General features: G+C 61.8%; 22 protein-coding genes and 1 pseudogene. 6 read left to right on the forward strand and 17 right to left on the reverse strand.

The window, feature by feature from the left end:
* Positions 1-2: 2 nt before the first annotated feature.
* Positions 3-920 (forward strand): LysR family transcriptional regulator, encoded by a 918-nt coding sequence (locus tag AC3ITY_RS21240; RefSeq protein WP_489304735.1) that lies wholly within the window; start codon positions 3-5, stop codon positions 918-920.
* A gap of 10 nt (positions 921-930) precedes the next feature.
* Here the strand turns inward: AC3ITY_RS21240 and AC3ITY_RS21245 are convergent, their stop codons facing one another.
* Together AC3ITY_RS21245 and AC3ITY_RS21250 are read right to left on the reverse strand one after the other, a co-directional pair.
* Positions 931-2475: a sensor domain-containing diguanylate cyclase gene (locus AC3ITY_RS21245; RefSeq protein WP_223458519.1), complete on the reverse strand. Its 1545-nt coding sequence runs from the start codon at positions 2473-2475 to the stop codon at positions 931-933.
* Between the two features lie 84 nt (positions 2476-2559).
* Entirely contained in the window at positions 2560-3087 is a 528-nt protein-coding gene (locus AC3ITY_RS21250) for a DUF3087 family protein (RefSeq protein WP_489304737.1), read from the reverse strand.
* A 234-nt stretch (positions 3088-3321) separates the two neighbouring features.
* On the opposite strand from AC3ITY_RS21250, the gene ppnN reads away from it, so the two are divergent.
* Positions 3322-4695, forward strand: coding sequence for a nucleotide 5'-monophosphate nucleosidase PpnN (gene ppnN, locus AC3ITY_RS21255; RefSeq protein ID WP_489304738.1), 1374 nt, complete (start codon positions 3322-3324; stop codon positions 4693-4695).
* A 993-nt stretch (positions 4696-5688) separates the two neighbouring features.
* On the opposite strand, the gene AC3ITY_RS21260 is transcribed toward ppnN, so the two are convergent.
* From AC3ITY_RS21260 to AC3ITY_RS21325, 14 genes and pseudogenes are all read right to left on the reverse strand, one after another.
* Positions 5689-6228, reverse strand: a complete 540-nt coding sequence (locus AC3ITY_RS21260; protein ID WP_489304739.1) for a type II secretion system protein — start codon at positions 6226-6228, stop codon at positions 5689-5691.
* Entirely contained in the window at positions 6203-6577 is a 375-nt protein-coding gene (locus tag AC3ITY_RS21265; RefSeq protein ID WP_223458511.1) for a type II secretion system protein, read from the reverse strand. Before AC3ITY_RS21265 ends, AC3ITY_RS21260 begins: the two co-directional genes overlap by 26 nt.
* 4 nt (positions 6578-6581) lie before the next feature.
* On the reverse strand, positions 6582-7055 hold the full coding sequence (locus AC3ITY_RS21270) for a type II secretion system protein (protein WP_223458509.1): 474 nt from the start codon (positions 7053-7055) through the stop codon (positions 6582-6584).
* Between the two features lie 2 nt (positions 7056-7057).
* Positions 7058-8884 carry a secretin N-terminal domain-containing protein gene (locus AC3ITY_RS21275; RefSeq protein WP_489304740.1) on the reverse strand — a complete coding sequence of 609 codons (1827 nt, stop codon included), beginning with the start codon at positions 8882-8884 and terminating at the stop codon, positions 7058-7060.
* Positions 8881-9399, reverse strand: coding sequence for a hypothetical protein (locus AC3ITY_RS21280; protein WP_489310964.1), 519 nt, complete (start codon positions 9397-9399; stop codon positions 8881-8883). Before AC3ITY_RS21280 ends, AC3ITY_RS21275 begins: the two co-directional genes overlap by 4 nt.
* On the reverse strand, positions 9399-9947 hold the full coding sequence (locus AC3ITY_RS21285) for a pilus assembly protein PilO (RefSeq protein WP_489304741.1): 549 nt from the start codon (positions 9945-9947) through the stop codon (positions 9399-9401). Before AC3ITY_RS21285 ends, AC3ITY_RS21280 begins: the two co-directional genes overlap by 1 nt.
* On the reverse strand, positions 9934-10479 hold the full coding sequence (locus AC3ITY_RS21290; RefSeq protein ID WP_489304742.1) for a PilN domain-containing protein: 546 nt from the start codon (positions 10477-10479) through the stop codon (positions 9934-9936). The genes AC3ITY_RS21285 and AC3ITY_RS21290 overlap by 14 nt, the downstream gene beginning before the upstream one ends.
* 1 nt (position 10480) lies before the next feature.
* Positions 10481-11284, reverse strand: a complete 804-nt coding sequence (locus AC3ITY_RS21295; protein ID WP_489304743.1) for a hypothetical protein — start codon at positions 11282-11284, stop codon at positions 10481-10483.
* A complete protein-coding gene (locus AC3ITY_RS21300) occupies positions 11265-12971 on the reverse strand; it encodes a GspE/PulE family protein (protein ID WP_489304744.1) in 1707 nt (568 codons plus the stop codon). The genes AC3ITY_RS21295 and AC3ITY_RS21300 overlap by 20 nt, the downstream gene beginning before the upstream one ends.
* Before the next feature lie 84 nt (positions 12972-13055).
* Positions 13056-13589, reverse strand: coding sequence for a response regulator (locus tag AC3ITY_RS21305; RefSeq protein WP_223448898.1), 534 nt, complete (start codon positions 13587-13589; stop codon positions 13056-13058).
* A gap of 390 nt (positions 13590-13979) precedes the next feature.
* Positions 13980-15530, reverse strand: coding sequence for a cytochrome c/ABC transporter substrate-binding protein (locus AC3ITY_RS21310; RefSeq protein WP_489304745.1), 1551 nt, complete (start codon positions 15528-15530; stop codon positions 13980-13982).
* Between the two features lie 9 nt (positions 15531-15539).
* A complete protein-coding gene (locus AC3ITY_RS21315) occupies positions 15540-15965 on the reverse strand; it encodes an SCO family protein (protein WP_489304747.1) in 426 nt (141 codons plus the stop codon).
* Positions 15962-16627 carry an SCO family protein gene (locus AC3ITY_RS21320; protein ID WP_489304748.1) on the reverse strand — a complete coding sequence of 222 codons (666 nt, stop codon included), beginning with the start codon at positions 16625-16627 and terminating at the stop codon, positions 15962-15964. Before AC3ITY_RS21320 ends, AC3ITY_RS21315 begins: the two co-directional genes overlap by 4 nt.
* A 27-nt stretch (positions 16628-16654) precedes the next feature.
* Positions 16655-16900 (reverse strand): annotated as a pseudogene (locus AC3ITY_RS21325) (hypothetical protein); the annotation flags it as partial.
* Positions 16901-16940: 40 nt separating this feature from the next.
* Between AC3ITY_RS21325 and AC3ITY_RS21330 the strand changes: the two are divergent.
* Positions 16941-17105, forward strand: a complete 165-nt coding sequence (locus tag AC3ITY_RS21330; protein ID WP_489304749.1) for a hypothetical protein — start codon at positions 16941-16943, stop codon at positions 17103-17105.
* Positions 17106-17220: 115 nt separating this feature from the next.
* Here AC3ITY_RS21330 and AC3ITY_RS21335 read toward each other — a convergent pair whose 3' ends face one another.
* Positions 17221-17829 (reverse strand): lytic transglycosylase domain-containing protein, encoded by a 609-nt coding sequence (locus AC3ITY_RS21335; RefSeq protein ID WP_489304750.1) that lies wholly within the window; start codon positions 17827-17829, stop codon positions 17221-17223.
* Between the two features lie 207 nt (positions 17830-18036).
* Between AC3ITY_RS21335 and gspG the strand changes: the two genes are divergently transcribed.
* From gspG to AC3ITY_RS21350, 3 genes are all read left to right on the forward strand, one after another.
* Entirely contained in the window at positions 18037-18471 is a 435-nt protein-coding gene (gene gspG / locus AC3ITY_RS21340) for a type II secretion system major pseudopilin GspG (protein WP_489304751.1), read from the forward strand.
* A gap of 14 nt (positions 18472-18485) precedes the next feature.
* Positions 18486-19673, forward strand: coding sequence for a type II secretion system F family protein (locus AC3ITY_RS21345; RefSeq protein ID WP_489304753.1), 1188 nt, complete (start codon positions 18486-18488; stop codon positions 19671-19673).
* A gap of 172 nt (positions 19674-19845) precedes the next feature.
* Positions 19846-20466: a hypothetical protein gene (locus AC3ITY_RS21350; protein WP_489304754.1), complete on the forward strand. Its 621-nt coding sequence runs from the start codon at positions 19846-19848 to the stop codon at positions 20464-20466.
* The last annotated feature ends 77 nt before the right edge of the window (positions 20467-20543 follow it).

A 20543-nucleotide genomic window follows, 5' to 3' on the forward strand; every position in this document is an offset into this window, starting at 1 on the left:
ACATGCTGTCGACCGAAGACCTGGCACTGCTCGAAGCGATCCGCGAAACCGGCAGCCTGTCGCGGGCGGCGGCGCACCTGGGCAAGGCGCCGTCCACCGTGTCCTATGCGGCGCGGCAACTGGAGGAGCGTTTCGATGCATTGCTGTTCGACCGCCGCCGCTACCGTTTGCAACTGACCCCGGCGGGCGAGCTGCTGGTCAATGAAGCGGCGCGGCTGATGCAGGACGTCTCGCGCCTGACCCAACGGGTCCAGCAAGTCGCCAACGGCTGGGAGAGCCGCTTGTGGATCGTGACCGACGAACTGTTGGAGTTCGAAACCCTGATCCCGGTGATCCACGAATTCGATGCGCTGCAATCCGGCGTGCCGCTGCGCATCACCCAGGAAGTGCTCAAAGGGGTCTGGGAAGCCCTGCGCGAAGGCCGTGCGGACCTGGTTATTGGTGCCACCAATGAACCGCCGGCCATTGCCAATTTGCGCTGGATGCAATTGGGGGAAATGGAATGGGTGTTTGCGGTGTCGCCCAAGCACCCGCTGGCCAAGGCCAAAGACCCGATTACCCGGGCCATGGTCGCGCAGCACCGGGCGATTGTGGTGGCCGATTCGTCCAGAGTCACCGAGGGCAGCACCTACGGCGTCACCGGGGGCCAACCGGTGCTGGCCGTGCCAACCATGCGCGCAAAAATCCTCGCCCAATGCAATGCGCTGGGGGTGGGCTGGCTGCCGCGGCATCGGATTGGCTCGCTGCTGAAAAACGGCACGCTGGTTGAAAAGCCGATGGCCGACCCGCGCGAGCCGAACATCCTGTACGCCGGCTGGCGTGGCGATCATGACGGTCGCGCCCTTGGCTGGTGGCTGGAGCAGCTTGAAAAACCCAACCTGGCCACCCGACTGGTTCAGGGAACGGACCGGCTTGTCTGACGCCGGACGTTCAGTTGGCAATCACGCTCATGTTCCGCCCACCGGCCTTGGCCACGTACAGCGCCTTGTCTGCCGCACCGATCAGGTCTTCGGGGCGGACCTGGGAAGCGGTATTGCAGGCACATACGCCGACGCTGACGGTCACGGTGCCTTCCGGGCTGTCGCTGTGGGCAATGTCGGCCTGTAGCACCGCGTGGCGGATTTTCTCCGCCACCAGAAATGCCCCCACGTAGTCGGTGCCGGGCAGCACCACGGCGAACTCTTCGCCGCCATAACGGGCGGCCAGGCCACCGGGGCGCTTGATATTGTCCGTGATGATCGCACTGACCTTACGCAAACACTCATCACCGGCCAGGTGGCCGTAGCGGTCGTTGAACGGCTTGAAATGATCGACATCAATCATCAGCAGTGCCAACTCGGTCTGGCTGCGCCGGGCACGTCCCATTTCCGTTTCGATGAAAGCGTCGAGCTGACGCCGGTTGGGCAGCCCCGTCAGTGCGTCCTTGAGGGCCAGGCCTTCGAGGTTGCGATTGACCTCCAGGAGCCTGTCCTGGGTGTCCAGCAACTCGACCTGCACCAGATTCTGCTGCTTCATCAGCTTGATAAGCCGCAACCCCAGTACCCCGAGAAAACCCAGCAACAGCGTGACGATGCCGGCGCTGAGCAGCGTCTCCTTGCGCCAGCTGCCGAGCACTTCATCCTTGTTCAGCGCAGCAAAAACGGTCAACGGATAACCCTCGACCCGGCGATACCCCGCCACCCGTTCGACACCGTCGATGACCGACCTGATCGTGGCCGTACCCGCATCGCCCTTGGACAACAACTGGGTGAACAAGGGGCTCTTGGCGAGGCTGGTGCCGATCTCCGTCTCCTTGAAGGGTCTGCGAATGATAATGGTGGCATTGTCGGCGATCAGGTTGATAACGCCGTTACTGCCCATGTCGATGCTATCGTAGAGCTGCAGGAAATGGCTGAGGTAAATCGTCGCCAGCGCCACCCCGGCAAAGCTGCCATCGGGATGATTGACCCGGCGCGAAACCGTCATGATCCATTCACCGCTCGAACGGCTCTTGATCGACGGCCCGATGTGCGGCCCACGGCTGGGGTTATCGCGATGGAAGATGAAGTATTCACGGTCGGAATTGTTGACGCCGGTTTGCCCGGCACCATTGGAATTGGCGATCCACTGCCCTTTTTCGTCGAAAACAAATACGCCATGGAGCTGGCTCAGCTCACTGCGCTGGGCGTTGAGCAATAGCGGCAACCGGGATTGATCCACACCGTCGTGCTCCAGACGATCGACCAAGGTGAACAACAGCGTGTCGGCCTGCTTGATCGTTGCCTGCGCTTGCGATGCCAGGGTCTGCGCAAGGTTGGACATCGCCACTTCCTTGTCATGCAGGTAGTACTGGCGCGAGCTCCAGGCTTCCCAGATCACGATCGCCGTCATCGACAGGCACACCGCGACCAGCAGGATCACCGCCGAGCGGACCTTGAGCCGGGTCACGGCTGGCCGGAGCATTTCAATATGATCGTTGATCGACGGATGTCCCATGGTGCTCCCTGAGTGTCTATGACCGGACGAGTCTTCCTGATCGCCGCTGTTGCTCACTATGCCTGATCCAGGCTCGCGATGATGTTAGCGCCTGGCCTGCTTTACCGCCTCCAGCCACGCCGGATCCAGCCGCGTCTGTTCGGTATCGATCCCCAGCGCTTGCATTCGTTCATAGTGCTGATCCATTTCGCGGATCAACTGGCCGTGGTCGCTGGAGTTGCCATCGAGCTGATGCATCTGGTTCAACCCCAAATGGTAGAAACGCAACAGCTTCATGGCAACCGGATCAGCCTTTTCCACGGCCGCCGTTACATGATGCATGACATTGGTGATGCTCATCAGGCTGCGCTTGAGTTGCCAACTATAGACCGCTGGCGCCATCCATTCCTGGCGCCAGAACACCTGGCGCATCAGCGCCGCCATCGCCAGCACCGCAACAAACACGCCACCGACGTTGAAGCGCAGATTGTCGCCCCCCGGCGTGCCGAACAGAGCCACCGCCGCCGTGGACAGCACCATCGCCAGCGCCAGAAAGATCAGGGCAATGATGACCGTGCTGCGCCGTGTCTGTTGCCGGTAGGTCTGGGCGTTCATCGGCTGGATTTCGAACATTGCGTCGGGTTTCCTGAGCTTCAATGGTAAAAAGGGGTCTGAGGCAAAAAGACAGCGGGCCATTATCGCCTCTGCGCGGGATTTAGCTATGCTGGGGCTCCTTTTCATCTTTTCATCGTCAAGCGGGGGACATGGCGAGACTGCGTAGTTCGTGCCATCTTCTTTCATGAATACACATTATTCGGATGCCATTCGTAGTTGCTGTGTGAATGACATCGTTTTAAGGATCATTGAATGACCCAACGCCAAGTTATCAACGCCTCCGTCAGTCCCAAAGGCAGCCTGGAAACGCTCTCGCAACGGGAAGTCCAGCAATTGAGCGAAGCCGGTTCCGGCAGCACCTACACCCTCTTCCGCCAGTGCGCCCTGGCCATCCTCAACACCGGCGCCCATGTCGACAACGCCAAGACCATCCTTGAAGCCTATAAGGATTTTGAAATCCGCATTCACCAGCAGGACCGCGGCGTGCGCCTGGAACTGCTGAACGCCCCGGCCGACGCCTTCGTCGACGGCGAAATGATCGCCAGCACCCGGGAAATGCTGTTCAGCGCCCTGCGTGACATCGTCTACACCGAAAACGAACTCGACAGCCAACGCATCGACCTGAGCAACTCCCAGGGCATCAGCGACTACGTCTTCCACCTGCTGCGCAACGCCCGCACCCTGCGCCCCGGCGTCGAGCCGAAGATCGTGGTGTGCTGGGGCGGGCACTCGATCAACACCGAGGAATACAAATACACCAAGAAAGTCGGCCACGAACTGGGCCTGCGCAGCCTGGACATCTGCACCGGTTGCGGCCCCGGCGTGATGAAAGGCCCGATGAAAGGCGCGACCATCGCCCACGCCAAGCAACGTATCCACGGCGGCCGCTACCTGGGCCTGACCGAACCCGGAATCATTGCCGCCGAAGCGCCGAACCCGATCGTCAACGAACTGGTGATCCTGCCGGACATCGAAAAACGCCTGGAAGCATTCGTTCGCGTTGGCCACGGCATCATCATCTTCCCGGGCGGCGCCGGTACGGCCGAAGAGTTCCTGTACCTGCTGGGCATCCTGATGCACCCGGACAATAAAGGCCTGCCCTTCCCGGTCGTCCTCACCGGGCCGAAACATGCCGCACCGTACCTTGAACAACTGGACGCGTTCGTCGGTGCGACCCTGGGCGAAACCGCCAAGCAGCACTACCAGATCATCATCGATGACCCGGCCGAAGTGGCGCGGCAGATGACCCAGGGCCTCAAAGCGGTCAAGCAGTTCCGCCGCGAGCGCAACGACGCGTTCCACTTCAACTGGCTGCTGAAAATTGACGAAGGCTTCCAGCGCCCGTTCGACCCGACCCACGAAAACATGGCCAACCTGAAACTGAGCCTCGACCTGCCGTCCCACGAACTGGCGGCCAACCTGCGCCGCGCGTTCTCCGGCATCGTCGCCGGCAACGTCAAGGACAAGGGCATCCGCCTGATCGAAGAACACGGGCCGTACCAGATCCGTGGCGACGCGGCGATCATGCAACCGCTGGACCTGCTGCTCAAAGCCTTCGTCGCCCAGCACCGCATGAAACTGCCGGGCGGCGCGGCGTATGTGCCGTGTTATCGGGTGGTGGCGTAGCAAAAACGGTATGAGCTTTACCGCTGCGGGCCACAGTGAAGACTGAGCCATGGCTATCGCGAGCAAGCTCCCACACATTGGGTTCCCGGTTTTACGCGGGACTTGTGGCCACTGAAGGTCTCTGTGGGAGCGGGCTTGCTTGCGATGGCGGTGTGGCAGGCGGCATGGATTTTTGAGGATGTACATATCCGTTTTAGCGGTAACGGCCTCTTATGGTTCCGCTCTTACAGCGGGTCACTTGGAAAAGCCCCAAGTAACCAAGGGCTCTTGCCCCTGACATTCGGTGCCTCGCTGTGGCTCGGCATGCCCTTGCTCCGGTCCTGCTCCGTGGGCCCGCCGCCATCGGCCATCCATGGCCGGCGGCGGCTAACCCGGCATCCATGCCGGGTTGCCCACTGCGCAGAACCTGCGCTCGGCCTCACGAGGGGGCGTGTACCGCAAAAGCAAAAGCGAGGCGGCCTACCGGCCGGCCTGTTCGCGGGTTTTGTTCACCTGTGATGCACCTGGTCGGCTGGCAGGCCGCCTTCGCGAGCAGGTCGGATCGCCGCACCGTCGCTCCCACAGAAAAGCAAAGGCAGAGCGGCGTACACCCACTGCTTTTCACCACTCATCAGGCCGAGCGTTAGCTCGCCTGCAGCTCTTGATCTTGATCCACCCGCCCCCTCGGCAGGCTGAGTGGAGGCGTTCATCCGGGGGGTAGGCGCGCAGCGCCGTTCGGCGCAGCCGAACACATCGAGAGGAGGTCGAGCGAAGCCGACCGGAGGCGATGCCCCCGGATGAATGCCGGAGCGAAGGAACCCCGAGCCTTAGCGAGGGGCCGTACGTTCGGGGCGAGCGTTTTTTGGGTTACTTTTTTTAGGCGCTTGTAAAAAAAGTGACTCGCCGTAAGGGCGAAACCATAAGCCGCCGTTACCAAAAAACAGATATGTACACAGTCAATAAAAGACAGGCCGGCTGTCAGGCCGCCTTCGCGAGCAGGCCCGCTCCTGCGGCTCAAGGCTGCAATGCCTGGGGCGCGGTGGACTGTGCTTTCGGCGGTCCACTGGTGCCATCGAGGACCACTTTCTCGGCCACGAACTGCCAATCCTTATAGCTGGCCATGCCGTTGAAGTCCGACCACTCGCTGGGGAAGTTCGCCTGCTTGAGTGGCTTTTGCTCGGATGGACAGTACACACCACTGATCCGCCCGTCGAAATCGCGCATCAGCTCCCACTCGCCACCCGTCATCGGCTCCGGGTACAACTGCCGGAGATGATGCCTGGCCGTCGGGAAGCGCTCGTCCTGCAACAGGTCCTTGAGTTCTTTCGGGTACTGGGCCATCCCGGGCGAACTGCGGTAATAGCTGCGCAGCGCCTGGGCATATTGCGTACCGGCCCAGAGCAACTGGTTTTCGCGATCCCGGCGCGAAGCGGTGGCCCACAACTCGCCGGCACTGGCCAGCCCCATGCCTATCACGACGATCAGAAACAGCACACCCAGGTAGGTGAAGCCGTCCTGGCTCGAAGGTTTACCACTCGGAATACAGGCTGCCATCACGCGCCCTCCCGCTGGCCCCACTCTTGATATCGGCAACCCCGCCCGCCACGCCATCCGGTGGCGCGACTATTATCCAGGTGTCCTTGCGCTCGGCAATCGGGTCCAGCGGCTGGTTACGCAGGTAGCGCAGTTCGACCAGTTGATTGATGGAATCGGGATAACGCCCGGTGTCGCCGTAGTAGTGATCCAGCGCCTCGCGCATAGACGACAGGCTCTGGTGCAGGGTGGTCTCTTTGGAGGCCTCCAGGCTGTTGAAGTAGCGTGGCAAGGCGATCGTCATCAGGGTCGCGATGATTGCCAGGACCACCATCAGTTCAATCAGGGTAAAACCCTTTTGCCGACGCATAGGCTCACCACTCTCGGTAGGCAATACCGTTGAGACCCTTGCCCCGGGCCTTGGAGTAAACGTCATAGACGTCCTGGCCCTCCCGCGGGTTCTCAGCCGAACTGTCATAGGAACGCAGGCCCCAGCCGCCCTCGTCGTCACGCTTGACGACTGCCAGCGGGTCACGGGGGATGCGTCGCAGGAAGTAGAACTTGGCACCCTTGGCGCTGCGCGTGTCACGCACACCCTCGACCAGCACTTTCAGGTTCGGCGGGTAGCCGCTGCTGTCGAGCGACTTCTCGATGTAGCCGGCGTCGAAGGCGTGTTTGTAGGCGTCGATGGCATCGCGGATCTCGTACAGCGCAGTCCGCAGATCCTGCTCTTTGCCCCGGCGCACCACCGTCTCGGTCAGCGGTGCGGCCATGCCGGCCAGCAGGCCGACCAGGGCGAGCGTCACCACGACTTCGATCAGGCTGAAACCGCGTTGTGAGGCATTCATGATCAAGGCTTCCCAACGGTAACGGTGGTGGCGATCGGTGCGCTCATGGGGCCGGACTGAACCGTCGTGTTCATCGAACGGTCCGGTGCCTGGATGTGCATGCTGGTTTCGGTACCGGTCGGGAACTCCATGTCAGACGGGCTCTGGTACGGCAGGTTGCGCACGATCCGCGGGGTGATCGACAGCACCAGTTCGGATTTGCTGACGTCGTCCTTGTTGCTGCCGAACAGGCGACCGAGGCCGGGAATGTCGCCAAGGCCGGGAATCTTGTTGCCGGTGGCGCCGTGGTCGTTGCGCACGAGCCCTGCGAGGATCTGGGTTTCGCCGTCATGCAGACGCAAGGTGGTCTGGGCGTTGCGGGTATCGACCTGGACCGGAATGGTGCCCTGAGCGGTCGGCGTCAGCGGCGTGGCGTTACTGACTTCCAGCGCGATCTTGATCGCCACTTCGTTGTTCAGGTGCACGATGGGTTGCACTTCGAGCTTGAGACCGACGTCAAGGTAGGTCACGCTTTCGGTGATCACCGGGCCCTGGGTCGAAGGCACCGAGGTGGCGCTGATGATCGGCACGCGCTGACCGATGTGGATGCGCGCCTGCTCGCGGTTGCTCACCCGAATCACAGGGCTGGCCAGGGTATTGATGTCCTTGTCCTGGGCATTGATCTTGGCCTGCGGCGATGGCGAGATGGTAATCCGGCTGGAGTCGATGCCTTTGAGTTGATCAAGAATGGTCACCGCCGAGCCGTCGCTGTTGACCACGCCGAAGGTGTTGGGCCATTGCAGGCCAAGGTCGAGAATGCGTTGACGGGCGACTTCCATCACTTCCACTTCCAGCACCACTTCCGGGTTGGACTGGTCCTGGGATTGCAGGAGTTTTTCCGCCATGCGCACCGCGTCACCGGTATCGCGCATGGTCAGCGTGTTGAGGCGCTCATCGACAAACACGTCGCGGGTCTTGAGCATGGTCTTGATCATGTTCAGCGCCGTGTTGGCATCGATGCTGGTCAGGTAGAAGGTGCGCATCACCAGCTCTTGGTAATCCTTGATCTTCTGCGGCGAGTCCGGGTAGATCAGCAAGGTGTTTTCATTCACCACTTTCTGATGCAGCTGGTTCTGTTGCAGCAGCAGCTCAACGGCATCTTCGATACGCACGTCACGTACGAAGATCGTGGCTTTCATGTCCGGGCGCAGGTCCTTGTCGAAGATGAAGTTCAGGCCGGCGACCTGGGACAGCACTTCGAAAATGGTCTTGAGGTTGGCCTCGCGAAATTCCAGGGTCACCGGCCGGTCAAGGCGCGTGCGCAGCTGGGGGTACTGCACCACATTGCGGCTCTGCACCAGGCGGATGCTGTCCTGCAGTTCCAGGGCGCCGTCGTTCTTCGGGTCCAGTTCGAGAATCTGTTTGACCTGGCGGTCGGCACCGTAGATGTCACCGCGACGCAGGTCGCCACGGGCCAGTTCGAGTTTCTCATCCATGCTGCGCAGATAGTCGAGCTGGCGCAGGGAATCCTGGGCACGACGGTTGTTCGGTTCGATGTTCAAGACCCGGCTGTAAGTCATGCGGGCCCCGGCGAAATTACGCTGGGCCCGGTCCATGTCGGCCTGGGCCAGCAGCGCCTTCACGGCGAGGGCCCGTCCGTTGTTGAGGGCCATGTGCAGATCAGTATCGCGAGGATTTTCGCGCAATCCCTCTTCGATGCGGGCCAGACCGGCTTCGTACTGGCCCGATTCGATCAGGGCCGAAGCTTCATCCCTGGCGACCTGCGCCGAACTGCATGCGGCCAGCCCTGCACAGAGACACAGGCTCATCAGCAAACGGGATTTGTTCATTCCGTACTCCCCACAGACAAGGTCTGCGATAAATGCAGAGGCAGGTAAACCAGGCTCAGTTCCTCATCGGAAATCCGCTCGATCCGCCAGGTTTCGTCGATGACATCCCCCTTGCGCACGACGTATATTTTTTCGCCGTTCTGCAAAAACACCTGCAGATCGGAACGGTCATCCAGCCTGCCGACAAACTGGAAGGGCAACGGTGGTGCAGTGGGGACTTGCACCACCGGAGTCGCGACGACCGGTTGTTCAGTGACGGTGCCCAGGGCCGGCGCCGCTTTCCAGCTGCGGGCGGCGAACAGGTCGCCTGCCGGGCTCAGGTCCTTGATCGGCGCTGCCGCCGCGGCGCTCGATACAGCCGCCGATGCGCCAGGGGCCTTGCCCTTGGCTGGCGTGGCCACGGCGGCCACCACAGGGTCGCTGTCGTCAGCCTGTTTGAAGTATTCGGGGAACCAGGCCAGCGCTGCCGCCACACCGAAGAACGCCACCCAACCCACCACTCGCTTGGTATTCATCATGACCTCGACAGGTAAAGGGTCATGCGGATCCGCCCGGTCAGGTCGGTTTCAGCGATGTTCTTGCGCTGAAACTCCACATCCTCCAGCACCACCGCCGGCAACTGGCCCAGCAAGGCGTGCAGGAAACGCCGCAGTTGCGGATAGCTGCCACGCACCGGCAGCAGAATCTGATAACGGGCCAGGTGCGTCTTGGGGTCCACGCCCAGGGAATATTCACCCCGGGACAAGGTGATGCGCTCCTGAGCGGCCAGGGCGTAGATCTTGTCGATGGCCACGGTGGCCTGAGGCTGGGACGGCAACTTGCTGCGGAAATCGTCGAGCTGGCGCTGCGGCACCACCGGCGCAGCCACGCTGCCGTCTTCGACCTTGGCCAGATACTCGGTGGCTTCGCGAGTCTGCTGGCTGAGGCTTTGCAGCGACTCCCAGTCCGGCAGCAACCCGACCAGGCCATAGCTCAGCGCCAGCACCAGCATGGTCAGCCCTGCCAGCCCCGGAACGCCCAGGCCTTGCAGGTATTCGTGGACGATCAATTTATGGATTTGCATCGCCGATCTCCCAGGTAGCCGACAGGTTGAACTGCACCGGGTGCTCCGGCACGTTGGCGACAATTTCGTGGCTCAGCAGCGACACGTCGGACAGCTCGTCGCTGGCTTCGAGGCGGCGGTGGAAATCGAGCATGGCGTCCAGGTCCAGCGCCTCGGCACTGATCCGCACCTGGCCTTTGCGGGCGTCCGGGGTCAGGGCCAGCAGGGCAATGTTGTCCCGCGGCATGGCTTCGAGGGTGGCAAACAGGCGTTCCCAGGGGCGGCGCAACTGCTGGGAGACCTTGCGCATTTCCGCCAGGTTCTGCGCCTGCTCGCGGATTTGCGCCGGGGTCAGGCTGAGCTTGGTGCCGGTATCGCCGGTGAGCACCCGCTGTGTAGTTTGCAGATGACCTTGCTGTTGTTCGGCCTCGTTGCTCAGGTGCTGTTGCACCACAAGGCAGGTCAGTGTCAGCACCATGCCACCGGCCAGCAGGCTCCAGCCCAAGGGACCTGCACGGCGGCGCGGCTGAAAGTCGAGCATCAGGGGGCGCATGTCAGGCCACCGCCCGAGACATGACGTACAGGCAATCGCGTACGGCTGTCCGGTCTTCTTCGAGGGTGCGCAGATGCACACCGGGCACGTCGGGAGGCGAATCGATGCGCGCCGGTGCATGCAGGTAGACAGTCAACGGCCGTTCGCTGGTGGAAGCCTGCAACTGGTTTTCACGGCCGATCAGCGCCGTCAGCGCGGCATCGCTGTCGCTGCTGCCCACCGAGTGCACTGAGGTCCAGCGCCCTTCCCGGGCCAACAGCAACACGCTGCGTACCGGTTCGGCGACCACGAACAGAAAGTCCCCGGCCTCAAAGCTCTTATCGAAATAGTTGAACGCCGCCATCAGGTACGGCTGCACCGAACGCAGGCGCAATCCGCGAGCACTGACCAGGGCACGCAGGCGTTCGAGCAAGTCCTGTGGCAGCGCGGTGGCGATGCGGTCGTAACCGGCGGGTTCGGCCGAAAGCACCAGGCTCCAGGGTCGCGTCGGGGTACCGTAGAGGTCTTCGAAACACAATTGGGCGAAGCCGAGCAATTCGGCCGGGCTGCTGATCTGCTCACTCCAGGGCACCAGGCAATAGCGGCTGAAGTGCCCGGAGATCACCACGGTCAGTTCCGCCCTGGCAACGGTGTGTTCGGCCAGCAAACGGTCGAGGGTGTCGAGGGCCACCGTCCAGGCCTGGAAGCCTTCGTCGATGTAGCCGACGCTGCCCAGCCAGTGGGTTGCACTGCCTTGCCGTTGCCCCAGGCCAACACCACTGGCGCCGAGCACGGCGACAAATTGCTCACGAGACAAAAGTGACACGATTGATCTCCTCGAGAGTGGTCCGGCCTTGTTCCACCATCTCCAGCGCCGACTCGCGCAACAGGCGCAAGCCACGTTTGCAGGCATGCGCCTTGATTTTCGAAATGGGTTGGCGCTCGACGATCATTTGCCGCAGTTCGTCGTCCAGGTGCAGCAGCTCGGCAATCGCGCTACGCCCGCGATAACCGGTGCCCCGGCAATGCCCGCAGCCCTTGCCGTGGACGAACTGGTAATGAGCGACCTTTTGCGGATCCAGCCCCGAGACCTCCAGCTCTTCTGCTGTCGGGCTGTAAGGGCTGCTGCAACTGGTGCAGACCAGGCGGATCAAGCGCTGGGCCAGCACGGCATTGAGTGCCGAGACCAGGCTGTAGGGATCGATTTCCATCTGGGTGAATCGGCCAATCACGTCGAACACGTTGTTGGCGTGAATGGTGGTGAACACCAGGTGACCGGTGAGCGCCGATTGCACGGCGATCTGTGCGGTGTCCGGGTCGCGGATTTCACCGACCATGATCTTGTCCGGGTCATGCCGCAGGATCGAGCGCAGGCCCCGGGCGAAGGTCAGGCCCTTTTTCTCATTGACGGGGATTTGCAGCACGCCCGGTAACTGGTACTCCACCGGATCTTCAATGGTGATGATCTTGTCCACACCGTGGTTGATCTCGGTGATCATCGCGTACAGGGTGGTGGTCTTGCCGCTACCGGTCGGCCCGGTCACCAGCACCATGCCGTAGGGTTCGGCGGCCAGCCGGCGCAGCTGGCGCAGGGTTTCTTCTTCAAAGCCCAGGGCCTGCAGTTGCACACCGCAGACCTTGTCCGCCAGGTCCTGTTTGTCGAGTACCCGCAGCACCGCGTCTTCCCCGAAAATGCTCGGCATGATCGACACCCGGAAGTCGATCTGCCGGCCGCTGATGCCGATCTTGAAGCGGCCATCCTGGGGCACGCGTTTTTCGCCGATGTCCAGTTCAGCCATGACCTTGACCCGGGAAATCACTTGCTCGGCGAACTCGCTGCCCTGGATCTTGCTGATGTTGTTGAGTACGCCGTCAATCCGGTACTTGATCACCAGGCCGCTGCCGGTGGTGCCGAGGTGGATGTCGCTGGCGTGCATTTTCAGCGCGTCGTACAGGGTCGAGTTGACCAGCTTGACCACCACGCTGGAATCTTCGCTGATGCTGGTCAGGGAAAGGCTTTGCAGGTTATCGATTTCTGCGCCGGCGTCGCTTTGGGCGTTGAGCGACTCCACCGCATGGAAGCTTTCTTCGTGACGCGCCAGGTAGGCTTTCAGGTCGTCGGCATGCACCAGATACAACGGCGCGCCTTGCAGGCATTCATCGATCCAGGCCAGGCGTGCACTGTCGAAGGGGTCGGCGAACACACCGATGACCGCATCGTTATGACGCAACAGAATGAATTCGCGCTTGAGGCATTGGGCCAGGGTCACCCGGTCGAACACCGGAGTGGATTTGAACAGGCTGTCGGTGTCGAGCACCGGGTAGTGCAGGGTTACGCCGAGGCATTGAATGAAAGGCATGGGAGCCAGTTCGCACAGCCCCCCCAGGGCGTCCAGCATCCGTTCGCCGGAACTGGTGGCCAGGGCTCGGGCCTGGGCCAGTTGTTCACTGGTAAAACGAGTCGGTGCACATTCCGGTTGCGCCGGCTCTACGGCAAGGGATAGACGGTCCATGGCTTGCTCTCCAACGCCCGGGGCTTTGGGCCCTGTCGGCACGGCGAGCCATTTCGGCGGGGGCCGGAACGTCTTGTCGCGCCACTACTCCCCGGTGAGCAATTGTTCGTCGTCTGGCGCCATGGAGGCCGATGTACTTTTTCGGCGATCTGCAAGCACCCAGCTACCGTCGTACAACTGCAGGGGGAAACTCTCGGTCCTGCTCTGGCGTCGTTCGACAAAGCCTTCGCAAGTGCCCACCCCCGCTTTGGGTTCGCGTTGCCTGCCCAGAAGATCAAGCACGGCACGGGCCAATTCCGCCAATGGAAACGGTTTGAACAGGATATGGCTGACTCCCAGCTGCCGGGCCCGCTCGCAAACCTCTGCGGTGGGGTGCCCTGTAATCAGCACAAAATGACACTTCCTGTTCTGGCGGACGGCATCGAGCACCTGAAAGCCTTCCATATCGGGCAAGCGGTAATCGAACACCATCACATCGGGCGCGAAATCGTCAGCTTCAACGATTCCTTGCGCACCGTCGTGGGCAATCCGGACTTCCAGTGCTTGCGCCTGCAGGTATCCCTGGAGGTTCTCCGCCAGCAACTGTTCGTCATCAACAACCAGTACTTTGTTTAACAAGGTGGACTCCTTGAAACCGCAGGTCCGGGTTTTGAACCTGACGGAGTGCGCGCCCTGACAGGACTAATGCACACTTCACGCCAGGCTGGGCGCCGGTAATTTTAGGTCTTCATGTCCTTGAATTTAAAAACAATGCCTTCCCGTACAGAAATCCCATCCCCCCAAAAACGGGGAAAGCGACCGGATTGGCATTGAAGTTTTTTCCCCACTGTTGGGGAACCCCCCTATTGATCGTCAATTCACTCGATTCGATTGCGCGAGCGCAATGGCGCCGACGCCCTCATTGCGGTTAAGCGTAGCCGCACGGTTTCGACAGTGGAAGCGTCTGCACCGGGCGCTACCTTGATCAGGATATGCCGGGCGGTGTCGGGTTTCATGATCGGCCTCCGGTCAGGGCGTGGCAGAAATGGGTTTATAGGGGGCGACCAGATAGAAACGCTGGCCCGGCAGATCCACCGTGACGATATGGGCACCGCTCAAGCCCAGGCGCCGGCCCGGACCAAAGCTCATCAGCGGCGTCAGCCCGGTATCGAAGTCATGCAGGCCCTCCAGGGCACTGACCAGCTTCTGGCGACTGGCATTGCGCCCGGCCTGCTTCATGCCTTCGCTGAGCAGCATCATCGAACTGAACGCGCCCACTTGCAGCACCGCGTGCTGGCCGCCGAGGCCCTGGTGTTCGCGCAACTGGGTCAAGGCCAGGCGCCCGGCCAGGGTCCAGTCGCTGGGCACGAACGGATAAGCCAGGAACACCCGCCGGGAAAATCCGCTGGGCACCTGCATCAGATTGCCCGCCACCTGGTTCGAGGCGGCGAACAGGTAAGGCACCTGCCCTGCCGTTTGCAAACGCTCGGCCAGACGACTGAAGCCGCTGCTGCTGCCCAGGTAAAACACCGAGCGCGACCCCAAGGGAAAATCATCCCTGGTCGGGTCGTAGGCTTGCAGGCTCACCTTTTGCCAGGCGTGCCCCTGCAAGTATTGGCTGAGTTCCTGCGCCGCCAGCCGTTGGCCGGATTCGTCCGGGTAGGCGATCAGCGTCGGCCCCTGAAGCACCCGCAGGCTGGCGCCAGCGTAGTCGGCCAGGGCAATCAATTGCTCGCGAAGGCCCGGCAGCGGTTCGAATATCTGCGGACTGGTGTGGGGCGTGCCCTGCAAGGACAGCGGTCCGATCAGGGGAATGCCGGCCTGTTCCAGACGCACGGCGAGGTCCATGTCCAATGCCGGTGCCAGCGGTGCGATCAGGGCAAACACCTGTTCTTCATCGATCAACCGGTCCAGCGCCTTTTCGGCACTGGCACGGTCGGCGCCGGGGTCGAGGATGGTCAGGCGCAACTGCCGGCCATGAATTCCGCCCGCCTCGTTGATACGCGCCACGCAGCCGTTGAGCACCGCCGCCACCGTGACGCCCTCCTCGCTCAACGGCCCGGAACCCGGCAACAACGTGCCCAGGTGCAGACTGTCGGGGGCCAGGCCCGGATCGCCGTCTTCGTCCAGGCGCTTGAGATACGCCGTGAGGTTGCGTTGATCGTTCATCGACAACACGAACCGTGGCATCGACGGATCGAGCCGATTGTTGCCCGGATCGCGCCCCTCCTGCACTGCCCGCACCAGGGTGCTTTCGCTGTAGGCCGGATAACTGCGGCCGTTGATGTGCTGCTGGCCATGGCTGCTGGCCAGCCGCGACCAGCTCAGGTCCGGCGGTCGCACCCTGCCTTCCGGGCCCCCGAGGCCGTCTTCGCCATGACAATTGGCGCACGGCAGGCGGGTGGCCGGCAACAGCATGCCCGATGCGCCGACCCGGACCATGATCGGCTCGCCGCTGGCCGACACGCCTTCGTGGTACAACCGCTTGCCGGCACTTTCGCTGAGGCTCAGGGGCAACGCCTGAGCGGTGAACGTGATGCCGCCCAGGAGCAGCAGGCCAAGGACGAGGGCAGTATTCATGGCCGTGACTCAGCGACCGGCCACAGGCATTGTCAGCCACTGCAAGCGCTGGGCAATGGCGGTGGCCGGGACATCGGGACGGATTTTGCTCCAGCGCTTGTTCGCCACGTCACCGACGATCAACCGGCTGGAGTGCTGCTCGGGGGTCGGCACAATCTGGGCGATGCGGCCCAATACAAGGTCCATTTGCACCTTGTCGCCGGTAAGAAAAAACCAGTGGGGCCCATCGATGCCCTGTTTCAAGGTGCAAGCCTTGAGTACCGCCGGGGTGTCCCGCAGCGGATCACTGGTAAGGGAGATAAAGGTGCTGCCGTTCTGGACCTGCAACGGCGTGTCGGTGAACCAGGCTTTCGCGCCATGCCCTTCGTGGGCAAATGCCATTGAACTGAAAATGCAGTAACAGATGCCCAGGGCGAACCCATCGATGACTCTCATGGCTGATGCTCCATGGCGATGGCGGTGTGCTTGGCGTGGGCGTTGCGTTCACCTCTGAGCTTCTCGACGGCCCGGGCCAGCTCCGTCGGTTCGGTGAGACCGTAGTAGCGGGTCCAGAATCGGTTGTTGCCGTCCCCCACCAAAATCAGCGGCGAGAGGTTCTCGAAGTCACCGCTGTAGGCGCCCAGGCCCTCGAGTGTGGCATTGACCGACTGCGGCGAACCGGTCAGCCAGCTCCAGCCCGGCCCCTTCTGGAAGGTGCGGGCGTAGTCGTTCAGGCGTTGGGGATCATCACGCTGCGGGTCGATGCTGATCGACACCAGTTGCACCTCGGTGCCGACCCGCGCACCCAATTGTTTCTGCACCTTGCCCATGATCGAGGACACCACCGGGCAGACCGTGGTGCAGCTGGTGTAGATGAAGCCCATGACCACGATCTTGTTGCTCACCAGGTCTTTTTCCAGGCTGACGACCTTGCCGTTCTGGTCCAGCAGGGCCACGTCGGCAAACTTGATCCGGGCGGTCTCCGGGCTGGCGGTCCTGGCGGTGCTGGCCGCCATATTGTGCCCGGTGTGCTCGTCCGCCGAGTGAGCCAGCGCCAGGCCGATACCGAAGGCCAACAGGCAGAACGTCAGCAGTGCGCGATGCGCGAATCGGTTCATGTCAGCTTCCTCTTAGTGGGTATCGCCGGGTTCGACCCGAACACCCGGCGCGACGCCGGACAAGGGTTGGCCCGAGGCTTTGTCCGTCACACGAAATTGCACGTCGGCAACGGCCAGCGAAACCCCGTCACGCTCCAGCGTCTGCTCGCTCCAGGTGTCGGGCAAAGCGACTTCATTGAGTGCAGTCGGGGGCGCGGTCCGCCATACCCCGTACCCGATCAAGGCCATCCCGAGAATCACCGCGCTGCCAGCGACTGTGATGGTCCTGTCCATGTCAAAACTCCCCTTCGGAATCTGCTAGCCGGCAATCTCGATGCCGAGCATCGATGTCACCAACAACAGCAAACTAATCAAGGACGAAGCCTGGGATATGCCGATCATGGACTCGGGCCTCGCTGCGGGTTATCGGGGAACACTTCTCGACAAATCGTCCGGAGCAATCCGCATGCCACAAAATAATACGTTATTAATCAGCTAGTTATAATCACGACTTGATAAGCCGGGGGATATTCCCCACCCAACCCCCCCACTTTCTCGCCGGGGCCACTATTCCCCACTATTGGGGAAAACCGCCCCACTCCCCCGATTTTCGATCACAGCGGCGCATCCGCGGACAATCCCTGCAAACGCCGGTACTGGTTCAGCACACTGGGTACATAACGCTGGGTTTCGGCGAACGGCGGGACCACGTTGCCCCGGCTGAGCACCGCTTGCGGGCCGGCGTTATAGGCGGCCACGGCGAGGCGGATATCGTTGTCGAACATCGTCATCAGGCGCTTGAGATAGCGGGCGCCGCCCTGGATGTTGGCCTTGGGGTCGTAGACGTTGGTCACACCCATTTCGCGGGCGGTGTCGGGCATCAACTGCATCAGCCCGCGCGCGCCCCTGGGCGAGGTAGCGCGGGCGTTGTAGCTGGATTCGGTCTTGATCACTGCGTGCAGCAGCGCCGCCGGCAGTTCATTGGCCCTGGCTGCCGCCGACACCAGCTCGGCATAGGGTTGCGCGGCGATCATCTGCGGTTGCTGATCGAGGCTGACGACCGCCGCATCGGGCTCATGAATCACCCGTTCATAGTGGCGTCCGGGGCGGTGGACATTGGACAGGACGTAGCTGCCATTGGCGTCCACGGAAACAAACACATCGGCCTGTGCGACGCCGGCCAACGCAAGAATTCCCAGCAACCCGGTGGTGAGTGATTTCATTGTTATACCTCCCCTTCCCGGCCCCGAAAATTGGGGGTTTTGACCCAATGGCCAGTCGTGCACCAGCCATACGCAAGCACTGTGCCGTTAGTGAGAAAGCCCGTAGCACGGGGGGTGCGCAAGGATCACCAATCGTGAGCATGGCAATTGCATGCAGTTACATAGCAACTACATGGCAACTCTGCTGCCGACTGTTATGAGGTCATCATGAATCAGCGACTGTGTTATGCCCGGCGACCCCAAAGCGGTTTCACCTTGCTCGAACTGTTGGTGGTGCTGGTGGTACTGGGGTTGTTGGCCGGCATCGTGGCGCCGAAGTATTTCGCCCAACTGGGCCGTTCCGAAGTGAAAGTGGCCAAGGCGCAAATAGAAGGCCTGAGCAAAGCCCTGGACCTTTACCGCCTGGAGGTTGGCCATTACCCGTCGACCGAACAGGGCTTGCAGGCGCTGGTCACTGCCCCTGCCGACGAACCGCACTGGACCGGCCCGTACCTGCAGAAAAAACTCCCGCAAGACCCCTGGGGCCGCAACTACAGCTATCGCTATCCCGGTGAAAACAGCGAGTACGACCTGTTGTCCATGGGCAAAGACGGGCAGCCCGGTGGCGAAGGCGAGAACGCCGAAGTCACCAACTGGAACTGACGGGAATGGCGACCATGCGCTTTCATCTCAAGGCCGTCGGCAAGGCCGGTGTCATCTCGATGACCGTCGAGGCGCCGGGGCACAGCGAAGCCAGGCGCATCGCCGAAGACCAGGGCCTGCGGGTGGTCAGCCTGCACGCCGAGCGACATTGGCGCGCGTTGCGCCTGCACAAGCGCGAGACGTTCAACCTGGTGTTGTTCAGCCAGGAACTGACCACCTTGCTCAACGCCGGCCTGCCGTTGATCGATGCGCTGGAAAGCCTGGCGGAAAAGGAAAACGCGCCACAAGCCCGCAAGACCCTGAGTGAACTGGTGCGCTTGCTGTACGAGGGCAAATCGTTTTCCCAGGCCTTGGGGCAGCTGTCGGCCATTTTCCCGCCTTTGTACGTGGCGCTGGTGCAATCCAGTGAGAAAACCGGTGCCGTGGGCGATGCCCTGGGCCGATATGTCAGCTATCGCCAACGCATGGACGAGGTTCGCCAGAAGATCGTCAGCGCTTCGATCTACCCCATGCTGTTGCTGGTGGTCGGAGGTGGGGTGGTTTTGTTTTTGATGGGTTATGTCGTACCGCGCTTCAGCCTGGTGTTCGAAGGGCTGGGATCGAACCTGCCGTGGTTGTCGCAGATCCTGATGAGCAGCGGCATGTTCCTGCATGCCCACCAGGGCGAATTCTTCGGGGGCTTGCTGGCCATCATCGTCGCCCTCATCCTGCTCCAGCGCCAACCGGCCTTTCGTCGGGGGCTGGACCGCATGATCGAAAAACTCCCCGCGGTGCACCAGCGCATCTTCATGTATGAACTGGCGCGCTTCTACCGCTCGCTGGGGATTCTGCTGCAAGGCGGCATTCCACTGGTCACCGCCATGGGCATGGTCCGTGGCTTGCTCAGCGTCGCCTCCCGCACGCGCCTGGACCAGGCCTGCGAGCGGGTGCGCGAGGGGCAATCACTGTCTGCCGCGCTGGAACTCAATCACCTGGTGACCCCCGTATCCCTGCGCCTGCTGCGCGCCGGCGAACAGTCCGGCAACCTCGGGCAGATGATGGAGCGCAGCGCCGACTTCTACGACGAAGAAATCAGCCGCTGGATCGAATGGTTCGTGCGGCTGTTCGAACCCTTGCTCATGACCTTCATCGGCCTGTTGATCGGGGTGATCGTGATCCTGATGTACATCCCGATTTTCGAACTGGCCTCGAGCATCCACTGACCCTTTGGAGCTGCCCCTTTAGAACTGGGCCTGGCTGTACGTCGCATTCTTTTTCAACGCTGCAACCGAATAAATCGGTTCGTTGAACTGTTCATTAAGTTCCTACGGGAAAAAAGCAACACATTGCAATGTTCATCAACGTTCCAATCTGAATAAAAAGACGGAGAACGACATGCTCATCAATAAGCTTTTACTGGCAGTAGCTATTGGCGCGGTTCTGTCGGCGTCTACCGTATTGATTCCGGACAGCCTGTCCGGAGTATCCAGTGCTCAGGCCAAGGATGGGGGTAGTGGCGGCGGTGGTGGTGGCGGAAGTGGTGGCGGTGGCGGTAGTGGTGGCGGCGGTGGAAGTGGCGGCGGCGGTGGCGGCGGCAGTGGAGGCGGTGGAGGCAGCGGTGGTGGTGGCGGCGGCAGTCACGGTGGAAGCGGCAGTGGTGGCAACAGCGGCAGCGGCCATAGCGGCGACCATGGCAGCAACAGCGGCCATGGCAGTGCCAACAGCGGTTCGAGTCACTCCGGAACGGCCTCGTCCTCAGGACGCAGCGGCACCCATGATGAACCCGGGGATGATCGTGGCGTCCATGCCAATGGCGAACCCGGCGATGATCGTGGCGTCCATGCCAATGGCGAGCCCGGCGATGACCGTGGCGTCCATGCCAATGGCGAGCCCGGCGATGACCGTGGCGTCCATGCCAATGGCGAGCCCGGCGATGACCGTGGTGTCCATGCCAATGGCGAGCCCGGTGATGACCGTGGCGCCCATGCCGAACCCGGCGATGACAAAAGGACCTGATCCGCGCTGATTCCCATACAACACAAAACCCTGTGGGAGCGACGGTGCGGCGATCCGACTTGCTCGCTCCCACAATA

The organism is Pseudomonas sp. GL_091 (genome assembly GCF_057837725.1).